At 64.9% G+C, this 10,989-nt stretch carries 10 protein-coding genes; 9 read left to right on the plus strand and 1 reads right to left on the minus strand.

The window, feature by feature from the left end; all coding sequences use genetic code 11:
- Positions 1 to 87 precede the first annotated feature (87 nt).
- The 5 genes from P9254_RS07250 (at position 88) to P9254_RS07270 (ending at position 6,509) form a co-directional block, all read left to right on the plus strand.
- On the plus strand, positions 88 to 549 hold the full coding sequence (locus P9254_RS07250) for a DUF4126 domain-containing protein (protein ID WP_127241985.1): 462 nt from the start codon (positions 88 to 90) through the stop codon (positions 547 to 549).
- Entirely contained in the window at positions 546 to 1,922 is a 1,377-nt protein-coding gene (locus tag P9254_RS07255) for an FAD-containing oxidoreductase (protein ID WP_278054569.1), read from the plus strand. Before P9254_RS07250 ends, P9254_RS07255 begins: the two co-directional genes overlap by 4 nt.
- Before the next feature lie 153 nt (positions 1,923 to 2,075).
- A complete protein-coding gene (locus P9254_RS07260; protein ID WP_095823299.1) occupies positions 2,076 to 3,131 on the plus strand; it encodes a succinylglutamate desuccinylase/aspartoacylase family protein in 1,056 nt (351 codons plus the stop codon).
- A 235-nt stretch (positions 3,132 to 3,366) separates the two neighbouring features.
- On the plus strand, positions 3,367 to 5,556 hold the full coding sequence (locus P9254_RS07265; protein ID WP_095801838.1) for an anthranilate synthase: 2,190 nt from the start codon (positions 3,367 to 3,369) through the stop codon (positions 5,554 to 5,556).
- Between the two features lie 5 nt (positions 5,557 to 5,561).
- Positions 5,562 to 6,509: a cation diffusion facilitator family transporter gene (locus tag P9254_RS07270; protein WP_278054570.1), complete on the plus strand. Its 948-nt coding sequence runs from the start codon at positions 5,562 to 5,564 to the stop codon at positions 6,507 to 6,509.
- 263 nt (positions 6,510 to 6,772) lie between these two features.
- Here P9254_RS07270 and P9254_RS07275 read toward each other — a convergent pair whose 3' ends face one another.
- Positions 6,773 to 7,855 carry a hypothetical protein gene (locus P9254_RS07275; protein WP_278054572.1) on the minus strand — a complete coding sequence of 361 codons (1,083 nt, stop codon included), beginning with the start codon at positions 7,853 to 7,855 and terminating at the stop codon, positions 6,773 to 6,775.
- Positions 7,856 to 7,962: 107 nt separating this feature from the next.
- Between P9254_RS07275 and P9254_RS07280 the strand changes: the two genes are divergently transcribed.
- From P9254_RS07280 to P9254_RS07295, 4 genes are all read left to right on the plus strand, one after another.
- Complete coding sequence (locus P9254_RS07280; protein WP_278054574.1) at positions 7,963 to 8,397, plus strand: DsrE family protein; 435 nt, start codon at positions 7,963 to 7,965, stop codon at positions 8,395 to 8,397.
- 77 nt (positions 8,398 to 8,474) lie between these two features.
- Complete coding sequence (locus P9254_RS07285) at positions 8,475 to 9,266, plus strand: SDR family NAD(P)-dependent oxidoreductase (protein ID WP_067326439.1); 792 nt, start codon at positions 8,475 to 8,477, stop codon at positions 9,264 to 9,266.
- A 52-nt stretch (positions 9,267 to 9,318) separates the two neighbouring features.
- Positions 9,319 to 9,630 (plus strand): putative quinol monooxygenase, encoded by a 312-nt coding sequence (locus P9254_RS07290; RefSeq protein ID WP_095781246.1) that lies wholly within the window; start codon positions 9,319 to 9,321, stop codon positions 9,628 to 9,630.
- 127 nt (positions 9,631 to 9,757) lie between these two features.
- Positions 9,758 to 10,810: an AbrB family transcriptional regulator gene (locus P9254_RS07295; RefSeq protein ID WP_442920298.1), complete on the plus strand. Its 1,053-nt coding sequence runs from the start codon at positions 9,758 to 9,760 to the stop codon at positions 10,808 to 10,810.
- Positions 10,811 to 10,989 lie beyond the last annotated feature (179 nt).

The following is a 10,989-nucleotide window of genomic DNA, read 5'->3' on the forward strand; positions in this document are numbered from 1 at the left end:
ACCGGAAAAGCCCATGGCCAAACGCCAGGCCTATGCTAGCTTGCCATCCGCGGAACCGTGCGGAGCTCCGAATTTGAGGGGATGATGATGCTCTACATTCTGGCATTGCTGATTGGCGTCGTCGCCGGCCTTCGCGCGATGACCGCGCCAGCGACCGTTGCCTGGGGTTCGTATCTCGGCTGGATCCCGGTTGCCGGCACCTGGGCAAGCTTCATGGGCCACTGGATCGCGGTCGGCATCTTCACCGTCCTGGCGATTGTCGAACTCGTCACCGACCAGTTGCCGTCGACGCCGAGCCGCAAGGTGCCGCAGCAGTTTGGCGCGCGCATCGTCACGGGCGCCTTCTGCGGCGCGGTGATCGGCGCCACGGTCGGCGCCACCATCGGCTGCCTCATCGCCGGCGCGATCGGCGCGGTGATCGGCACGCTGGGCGGCGCGGAAGCACGCGCAAGGATGGCTGCCGCCTTCGGCAAGGATCCGCCCGCCGCCTTCATCGAGGACGCGGTGGCGATCATCGGCGGCCTGCTGATCGTGGCGGCGGTAGCATGAGCGCGAAAAACTTCGACGCCATCGTCATCGGCGCCGGCCAGGCCGGCCCTTCGCTCGCCGGCCGGCTCGACGCCGCCGGCATGAGCGTTGCGCTGATCGAGCGCAAGCTTATTGGCGGAACCTGTGTCAACACCGGCTGCATGCCGACCAAGGCGATGGTGGCGAGCGCCTACGCCGCGCATCTTGCCCGCCGCGCCGCCGACTATGGCGTCGCGCTCTCCGGTCCGGTCGGGGTCGACTATCAAAGAATCAAGGCACGCAAGGACAAGGTGACCAATGACGCCCGCGGCAATCTCGAAAGCTGGATCGCGGGGATGAAGGGCTGCACGCTTTATCGCGGCCATGCCAGATTCGAATCCGCTAATACAGTGCGCGTCGGCGACGACCTGCTGACCGCGCCAAAAATCTTCCTCAACACCGGCGGCCGCGCCTCCGTGCCGGACCTGCCCGGCGTCAACGACGTCCCCTATCTCACCAACTCCTCGATGATGGATCTCGATGTGCTGCCCAGCCATCTGGTCGTCGTCGGCGGCAGCTATATCTCGCTCGAATTCGCCCAGATGTTCCGCCGATTCGGCTCCGAGGTCACGGTGATCGAGAAAGCGCCGCGGCTGACCGGCCGCGAGGACGAGGACGTCTCGGCCGCGATCCAGTCCATCCTCGAAAACGAAGGCGTCACCGTCCATGTCGGCGCGGAGGACATCGGCTTTGCCAGGCAGGGCAACGGTATCGCCGTGACCTTCTCTGCCGGCAAGCCGCCGGCGGTCGGCTCGCATGTGCTGCTGGCGCTCGGCCGCGTCCCCAACACCGACGACCTCGGCCTCGACAAGGCCGGCGTCGAGGTCGACAAGCGCGGCTACATCGTCGTCGACGACCAGTTGCGCACCAATGTGCCCGGCATCTGGGCCATGGGCGACTGCAACGGCAAGGGCGCCTTCACCCACACCTCCTACAACGACTACGAGATCGTCGCCGCCAATCTGCTCGACAACGATCCGCGCAAGGTCAGCGACCGCATCGAGGCCTATGCGCTCTATATCGATCCGCCGCTCGGCCGCTGCGGCATGACCGAGACCGCTGTCAAGAAATCCGGCCGCCGCGCCCTTGTCGGCCAGCGGCCGATGACCCGTGTCGGCCGCGCCGTCGAAAAGGGCGAGACGCAAGGCTTCATGAAGATCCTGGCCGACGCCGACACCGGCGAGATCCTCGGCTGTTCGGTGCTCGGACCGGGCGGCGACGAGGCGATCCACTCAGTGCTCGACCTGATGTATGCCAAGGCGCCGATCTCGACGCTGGCGCGCGCCATGCACATCCACCCCAACGTCTCGGAGCTTCTGCCGACCATCGCCCAGGACTTGAAGCCGCTGGCGTAACGGCAGATCGCCGCTCCACGTCGGGGCTTCTCGATCTTGGCAAACAGTGCTCAAGGCGTCCGACGGTCGGCTTGCGCCTATCGCGCGGGCGGACTGGACCACTGACACCCTGGCCGTAACCATGCATGTCTGGCCACCCACCGGAGGAACCCCATGCAAAAGACCATCGAGCGCATCGCAGGCGACAGCGAAGGCGTTGCTTATGAGTTCCCAGTTTTCCGCTTCGAGGGCACGGACAAGTCGGCGTCCTCGGCCTATCTGCAGGCGGCGCTTCATGCCGGAGAATTGCCAGGTGTCGTCGCCATCGACGCGCTGATGCCGATGCTTGCCAAGGCGGAAGCGGAAGGCCGCATTAGAGGCGCCATCACGTTGGTGCCCTGGGCCAATCCAATCGGTCGGGCGCAATACCATTTCGGCGAGCACCAGGGCCGCTTCAATCTCGGCACCCGCACCAACTTCAACCGTGCCTTCCCGCTGCTTGCCGCGCCGGACGCCAGGCTTTTAGCGGATGTCAACCTCGGCGGCGCCGACCGCCGGCTGAAGAAGCGGCTCGTCGAACTCTCGCTCGGCAACGACATCGTGCTCGATCTCCACTGCGACGATGAAGGCCTTGCCTATCTCTACATCCACACCAGCCTGTGGCCGCATATGGCCGACTGCGCGGCTGCGATGGGCATCGATGCCGTCCTGCTGTGGAGCGAGGACAGTAGCGGCACCTTCGAGGGCGCCTCGATCATGCCCTATCAAAATGTGCCTGCGAGCGTCGCGCGCTTCGACCGGCGCGTCGCCACCACGGTCGAATATCGCGGCATGCTGGATGTCGACAGCGGCTTGGCCGCCTCCGATGCCGCCGGCCTCTACCGCTTGCTGGTGACGCGCGGCGTCATCCAGGACCCTTCCGTCCCGAAGGCGAGCAGCTTCTCCGGCGCCGTCGTACCGCTGGAAAACATCGAGATGATGCCTTCGCCCAAGGCCGGCGCCATCCTTTACGACGTCAAGCCCGGCGACCGCGTCAACAAGGGCGACCGGCTGGCGACGATCGTCCATGCGCCCGGCGAAGCCGGCGGCCGCACCGAGGTGTTCGCGCCCCAGTCGGGTTTCATCCTGACCCGTCGTTCGCGCCGCATCATCCGCGCCGGCGAGGATCTTTTGAAGCTTGCCGGCGACAAGAGGAGCGCCGACGCGCGCTCCGGCACGCTGGAGGACTGACGGGCCGGCTTTACCGTTCGCGTGAAATCCAGTTGCGCGGGCCGTCATTCGCCGCTATGGGAGTCGCCATGAACATGCGTTCGAACAAGACCGTTTGGTGGTGGGCTCGCTGACAGCGGCCGGTTCGAACGCGCATGCGTGAAAATGAGGGTGGCCGCAGCGGAATGTCCGGGCGGCCATTTGTTTTTCCAAGCCATTCCCGGGTCCGTTGCCCAAAACGCTGATGGAGACGGCAATGACGACTACAGTTCTGGACAACGGGGCGGAGCGCTTCGTCACCGCGGGCGGGGTGACGATCACCCGCGAACGCCATGACCAGCCCTATGAAGGCGCGATTGACGCCTATGTCGACGGCCTGAATTCCCGCCGCGGCGCGGTGTTCTCCTCGAACTACGAATATCCGGGCCGTTACACGCGCTGGGACACGGCCATCATCGATCCGCCGCTGGTGATCTCGGCGCGCGGCCGCGCCATGCGCATCGAGGCGCTCAACCAGCGCGGCGAAGTGCTGCTGCCGGTGATCGGCAAGGCGCTTGGCGAGCTGAGCGAGGTGGCGATTGCCGAGAGCTCGAAAAAGCTGATCCGCCTCGATGTCGCCAAGCCCGGCCGCGTCTTCACCGAGGAAGAGCGCAGCCGCGTGCCGTCCGTCTTCACGGTGCTGCGCGCCATCACGGCTTTGTTCAAGACTGCCGAGGACGCCAATCTCGGCCTTTACGGCGCCTTCGGCTACGATCTCGCCTTCCAGTTCGACCCGGTCGACTACAAGCTCGAGCGTAAGCAGAGCCAGCGCGACCTGGTGCTGTTCCTGCCCGACGAGATCCTCGTCGTCGACCACTATTCGACCAAGGCCTGGACCGACCGCTACGACTATTCCGGCGAAGGGTTTTCCACGGAAGGCTTGGCCCGCGATGCTCATGTCGAGCCGTTCAGGACCGCCGACCGCATCCCGCCGCGCGGCGATCACGAACCCGGCGAATATGCCAATTTGGTGCGCCGGGCGATGGAGAGCTTCAAGCGCGGCGACCTGTTCGAGGTCGTGCCTGGACAGATGTTCTACGAGCGTTGCGAGACCCAGCCCTCCGACATTTCCCGCAAGCTGAAGTCGATCAACCCCTCTCCCTATTCCTTCTTCATCAATCTCGGTGAAAACGAGTATCTGATCGGCGCCTCGCCGGAGATGTTCGTGCGCGTCAACGGCCGTCGGGTCGAGACCTGCCCTATCTCCGGCACCATCAAGCGCGGCGACGACGCCATCTCCGACAGCGAGCAGATCCTCAAGCTGCTCAACTCCAAGAAGGACGAGTCCGAGCTCACCATGTGCTCGGACGTCGACCGCAACGACAAGTCGCGCGTCTGCGAGCCGGGCTCGGTGCGCGTCATCGGCCGCCGCCAGATCGAGATGTATTCGCGCCTGATCCACACCGTCGATCACATCGAGGGACGGCTGCGCGAAGGCATGGACGCCTTCGACGCCTTCCTGTCACACGCCTGGGCGGTCACCGTCACCGGCGCGCCGAAGCTGTGGGCCATGCGCTTCATCGAGCAGAACGAGAAGAGCCCGCGCGCCTGGTATGGCGGGGCGATCGGCATGGTCAATTTCAACGGCGACATGAACACCGGGCTGACGCTGCGCACCATCCGCATCAAGGACGGTATCGCCGAAGTGCGCGCCGGCGCCACATTGCTTTTCGACAGCGTTCCTGAGGAAGAAGAAGCCGAAACCGAACTGAAGGCATCCGCCATGCTCTCCGCCATACGCGACGCCAAGACCGGCAACGCCGCAGGCACCGAACGCACCACCGCGCGCGTCGGCGACGGCGTCAACATCCTGCTCGTCGACCACGAGGACTCGTTCGTCCACACGCTGGCCAACTACTTCCGCCAGACCGGCGCCACTGTTTCCACCGTGCGCACGCCGGTGCCGGAAGAGGTGTTCGAGCGGCTGAAGCCCGATCTCGTCGTGCTCTCCCCCGGCCCGGGTACGCCGAAGGATTTCGATTGCGCCGCGACCATCAGACGAGCGCGCGCCCGCGACCTGCCGGTCTTCGGCGTCTGTCTCGGCCTGCAGGCGCTGGCCGAAGCCTATGGCGGCGAGTTGCGGCAGTTGCACATTCCGATGCACGGCAAGCCCTCGCGCATCCGTGTCTCGAAGCCGGGCATCATCTTCTCGGGGCTGCCCAAGGAAGTGACCGTCGGCCGCTATCATTCGATCTTCGCCGATCCGGTGCGCCTGCCCGAAGGTTTCGTGGTGACGGCCGAGACCGAGGACGGCGTCATCATGGCCTTCGAGCACCGCAAGGAGCCGATCGCCGCCGTTCAGTTCCACCCGGAATCGATCATGACGCTCGGCCACAATGCCGGCATGCGCATCATCGAGAACATCGTTGCGCATCTGCCGCGCAAGGCCAAGGAAAAGGCTGCCTAGCAACGATGGCCGCGGTGGAAGACACGGCGACGGCGGCCGCAAGAGCCGCCGCGAAGCGCAAGATCGCCAGCCTCGCTTTCTGGTCGATCGTCATCGCCTTCCTGGTGATGGGGCTGAAATTCGTTGCCTGGCAGATGACCGGCTCCGTGGCCCTCTATTCCGATGCTTTGGAATCCATCGTCAACGTCATCACTTCAGCAGCCGCTCTCTGGGCGATCCGCATCAGCCATAAGCCGGCCGATAGCGACCATCCCTTCGGCCATCACAAGGCCGAGTATTTTTCTGCGGTGCTCGAGGGTGTTCTGATCGTCGTTGCGGCGCTGCTGATCATCGCCAAGGTGTGGCAATCGCTGCAGAGCCCCGCATCGCTCGAACAGCCCTGGCAGGGCTTGGCGATCAATGCCGGCGCGGCGCTCGTCAATGCCGTCTGGGCATTCGTGCTGATCCGCAACGGCCGCAGCGAACGATCGCCGGCCCTGGTCGCCGACGGCCAGCACATCATGACCGACGTGCTTACCTCGGTCGGCGTCATCGTGGGCCTTGTCGCCGCGGTGATGACTGGATGGCATATCCTCGACCCGCTGCTTGCGCTTCTTGTTGCGCTGAACATTCTCTATCAGGGCTGGAAGCTTACCGGAGAGTCGCTGAGCGGACTGATGGATCGTGCCGTCGACACCCAGGAGCACATGCAGATCCGCGATATCATCTCGGCCAATTCGAAGGGTGCGCTGGAGGTGCATGACCTGAAAACCCGCATCGCCGGGCGAGCCACCTTCATCGAGTTCCACCTCGTCGTCGACGCCGACATGACGGTCGGCGCCAGCCATGTCATTTGCGACCGCATCGAGGACGCGCTGAAGGCCGAGATCCCCTCGGTGCGCGTCACCATCCATGTCGAGCCGGACGACGAGGCGAAGCTGCCGAAAGGCACAACGGCGGTGCCTTTCGCCTGAAGCGATTTCCAGGCACGCCTTGGAAAATTGGCCGGGCCTCCGCGGTGTCGTCATCCCTGGACGAAGCAGGAGCGAAGCTCCATCGCCGAGACCCCTGGGATCCATGCCGTGGCCTTGGCCGAAGCAAGCAGCGAAGCAGAATTCTGCACCGTTTCAACGCCTTAGCATAACGGCATGGATCCTATGGCTGCGCCGCGTCGCTTCCCTCCTTGCTCCGCATAGGATGACGAAGCGCCACACTTTAGAGTGACGAAGTGGCACACTCACGGCGTGCAGGCCGACTGCGGCATCGGATTGAGCCTGTACACCTTGTCGTCGGACGTGGTCTTGCCGCCCGCCATCTTCGAGCAGAGGTCGACGATGGCGAGCGCATTGTTGGGGTTAGCCAGTAGCATCGTGCCGCTGGCGCCGCGCTTGAGAAAAACCTCCTTTTGCGAGATGTCGCGGGCAAAGTCGCTCATCTTGGAGCTGGCCGAGCAGCGCCACTGATCGGCCTCGCCCTGGCAGGAATAGGTCTGCGTGACCTTGGCCTCTTTCTGCCTGGTCGTCACCGAGATGGCGATGTCGGCGCCGTCTGGCCAGTTGGCGGCATCGCCGCCGGCGGCGAAGGAAGCAAGCTCGATCGGCCCGCGGAAGACGCGGATCGACTGCGTCATCTGGTCGGGATGGGATTTCAGATGCGCGTCATCATAGTCGCGGCCGTAGCAGAAGGGCTGATCCGGCTTCAGCCGCTCGCGCAGCGGAGCACCGAGCGCCGGATCGACCGGATCGATGCGCGAGAACTCCGCCTTGCAGGTGTCGGCCGGCATCGGATCGAGACGGAAATTGTCGTCTTCGCTGCCCAGCGCCTGCTCGTCGTATTTCGCCTTGCCGAGATCCTCCTCCGCGCCGGCGTCGAGATAGACGTCAGGCTGCACGTTGGAGAGGATCAGCCGGCCCTTGTCGTCGACCTTCAGCGAGGCGAGCGTGCGGTCGCATTCCATGCCGCAGCGGATGCCGCTCGCCTTGTCGCTCGGATCCTCCTTGTTGCACCAGCCAGCCGCCCATTCCGGCTTCTTGGCGCCGCGCACCGTGGTGGTGAGAAAGCCGTTATAGGCAGCGTCGGACATCGAGCTCGGCTCCTCGTTCGGCCGGCCGACCGGATCATGGCCATGGTAGAAGAAGATGCGCGCCACCTTCTGGTGCGGATGCACCTTGAGATGGGCGGCATCATAGACCCGGCCGAAGCAGACGTCGGCGCCGCTCGGGCTGAGTTCGGTCAGCTTGGGGGCATCATCTGCGAGCGCCGCGCCGACAAAGAACAGCGCGGCACCCAGCACCGCGCCTGCCACCATCCTCGACGTCATGTGATCCTCTCCTCGCGCCGACAGGACGTGATTGCGATTCATGCTAGTCTAGGCACGAAGGCTGGGCCACGCAAACTTGCGAGGGCCGCCGGATCGAGGAGGATGCGATGCTGCGCCGTGACGTTTTCCGCGCCGGTCTTGCCGGAGCGGCCGGTTTTTTCGGTCTGCGCCAGGCGAGCGCCGCCACCGGCGAAGACAGGCTGAGGGTCGCCTACCATCTCAGCGACGCCGACAAGGTCAACTTCGTCCTCGGCAACATCAAGAACCACTATGAGGGCACCAGCGGCGATGTCGAGATCGTGCTGGTCGTGCACGGGCCAGCGCTTGCGGCCTTCAAGGCAAAGAGCGCTTCCGGCGCGACATCCAGCCGCTTTGCCGGCCTCGTCCAGCAGGGACTTGTTCCGCAGGCCTGCGCCAACACAATGCATGGCATGGACATCGCACTGATCGACCTGCTTGCCGGCTTCCAGGTCGCGGAGAAAGGCGGCGTGGTCAAGCTCGCGGAGCTGCAGCGCCAGGGCTATGTCTATCTGCGGCCCTGAATTCGCGCCCTGATCTTGCCTTGACTTGAACACCTGGCCGGGAAGCGTCTACCAATTGCCAGCGCAATCCTGGAGATATCGACGTGCCAACTGACCCGACCACGCTTGTCATTCCCGATCTTGCCGGCAAGGCGGTGCTGGTCACCGGCGCGTCGACCGGGATCGGAGCAGCCCTCGCCCTCGCCTATGCCCGGCAGAAATGCCGCGTTGCGCTGCATTACAACTCAAGCCGGGAAGCCGCCGAAGAGCTCGCCAAAACCATCCGCGACGACGGCGGCGAGGTGTTCTTGACGCAGGGCGATTTTTCGGTTCCCGCCGACGTCGAGCGCGTGGTCGAGGGGAGCGCTGAACATTTCGGCCGGCTCGACGGGCTGGTCAACAATGCCGGCGGCATGCTCGGCCGCGTTGCCTATGCCGAGCAGACCGAGGCCCATTACGATGCGGTGATGGATCTCAACGCGCGCTCGGTGCTGACGGCCTCGCGCAGAGCGATCCCATGGCTGAAGCGCCAGGGCGGCTTCATCATCAACACCACCTCGATCGCCGCCCGCAACGGCGCCGGCGGCGGCGCCGGCCTCTATGGCTCGTCCAAGGCCTTCGTCTCCAACGTGACGCGCGGCATGGCCAAGGAGCTGATCGGCTTCGGCATCCGCGTCAACGCCGTGGCGCCCGGCACCATCCTGACCCCGTTCCACGAGCGCTATTCCACCGCCGAGCAGATGAAGGGCATGGTCGCCACCATTCCGCAGGGTCGCGCCGGAAGGGCCGAAGATTGCGTCGGCGCTTACCTGTTCCTGTCTTCCGACCGCTTGAGCGGCTACATCATCGGCCAGGTGATCGAGGTCAATGGTGGCCAGTTGATGCCGTGAGCTGGCGATTGCATACTCAGCTCAGCGTGCAACCTGGAGGGAGAGGAAGGGAATGTTCGGACTGATCGGCAAGATGCGGGCGGCACGCGGCCAGCGCGATGCAGTCATGGACGTGCTGCGTGAGACGACCGGTGCCCTGCCCGGCTGCCTGAGCTACATCATCGCCACCGATCCGGCCGATGCCGACGCGATCTGGGTCACCGAAGTGTGGACCGATCAGGCAAGCCATAAGGCGTCCCTGCAACTGCCCGAAGTCCAGGCGGCAATCGCCAAGGCGCGTCCTTTCATCGCCGGCTTCGAATTCCAGGTCGAGACCCATCCTGTCGGCGGCTTCGGCCTTCCGGCCCCCGAGAAGGGCAGCTGAGCGCGAGACCGTCGCCAACGGCATTTCCGCGGGAAAATGGGTTCGCATTTGTCCGTGCCCGGGCTAAGAGCCGGATATGGACTCTTCATCAGAAGGACCGTCACTGGAGCAACCGTCTGTTCAACGCATGACGCGATTGCGCCCGCTGCAGCAGTGGCTGGCGCTGGTGGTGCTCTCGCTGCTCTTTGCCGGCGCGCTGGAATTGGCCGCCTTGCCTGCGGCGCTGCTGATCGGCCCGATGCTTGCCGCGATCCTGGCCGGCACCAACGGCGCCACGGTGCGCGTACCCCGCGCGCTGTTCGGTTCCGCTCAGGCCGTGGTCGGCTGCCTGGTGGCGAATTCGATCTCGGTCGACATATTTCCGGTCTTCTACGCCGAATGGGCGCTCTTCTTCGGGATGGTGGTGGCGACGCTCACCGCCTCCAGCCTGCTAGGCTGGCTGATCAGTCGCTGGCGCATCCTGCCCGGCACCACGGCGGTCTGGGGTTCCTCGCCGGGCGCCGCCACCGCCATGGTGCTGATGGCCGGCGCCTTCGGTGCCGACCAGCGCCTCGTCGCCTTCATGCAATATCTGCGCGTCATCTTCGTTTCGGTGACGGCGGCGCTCGTCGCCAAGATGTGGGTCGACACGTCGGGCGTCGAAGTGCCGCCCATCATCTGGTTTCCGCCGATCGATCCATTGGCCTTTGGCGCCACCCTTGGCATCGCGGTCGTCGGCGGCCTGCTCGGCAAGCTGCTCAGACTGCCCTCGCCCTTCTTCCTTGGCACCTTCATCTTTGGCGCGGTAATCCATCTCGGCTTCAGCGTGCCGATGCAATTGCCGCCCTGGCTGCTGGCCGTCAGCTACGCCATGGTCGGCTGGTCGATCGGGCTGAACTTCACCCGGCCGATCCTGCGCCACGCGGCACGCGCCCTGCCGCAGATCATCGCCTCGATCGTAGCGCTGATCGCCTTCTGCGGCGGCATGGCTTTCGTCATCAGCGGCGTGCTCGGCATCGATCCGCTGACCGCCTATCTGGCGACCAGCCCCGGCGGCATGGACAGCGTCGCCATCATCGCCGCCGCCGCGCAGAACGTCGACATCTCCTTCGTCATGGCGCTGCAATCGGCCCGTTTCCTCGTCGTGCTGCTTGTTGGGCCAAGCGTCGCCAAGCTTGTGGCGCGAAACGTCAGGGACTGATCCGCGCTACCAAGTGCATGGAGAAGCAGAGGAATTGGCCATGAACCGTCGTTTGAATGCTGTCGATCTCTCTGGCCGCGTCGGGGTCGTGACGGGCGGCGCGCAAGGCATCGACCCGGCCCAAGGGAGCAAGCTCGGCCACAGCGCTCGCCATCGCGGCCTGGTCGATGTCCCAGATG

It is taken from the genome of Mesorhizobium sp. WSM4983, assembly GCF_029625765.1.
Classification (GTDB): domain Bacteria; phylum Pseudomonadota; class Alphaproteobacteria; order Rhizobiales; family Rhizobiaceae; genus Mesorhizobium.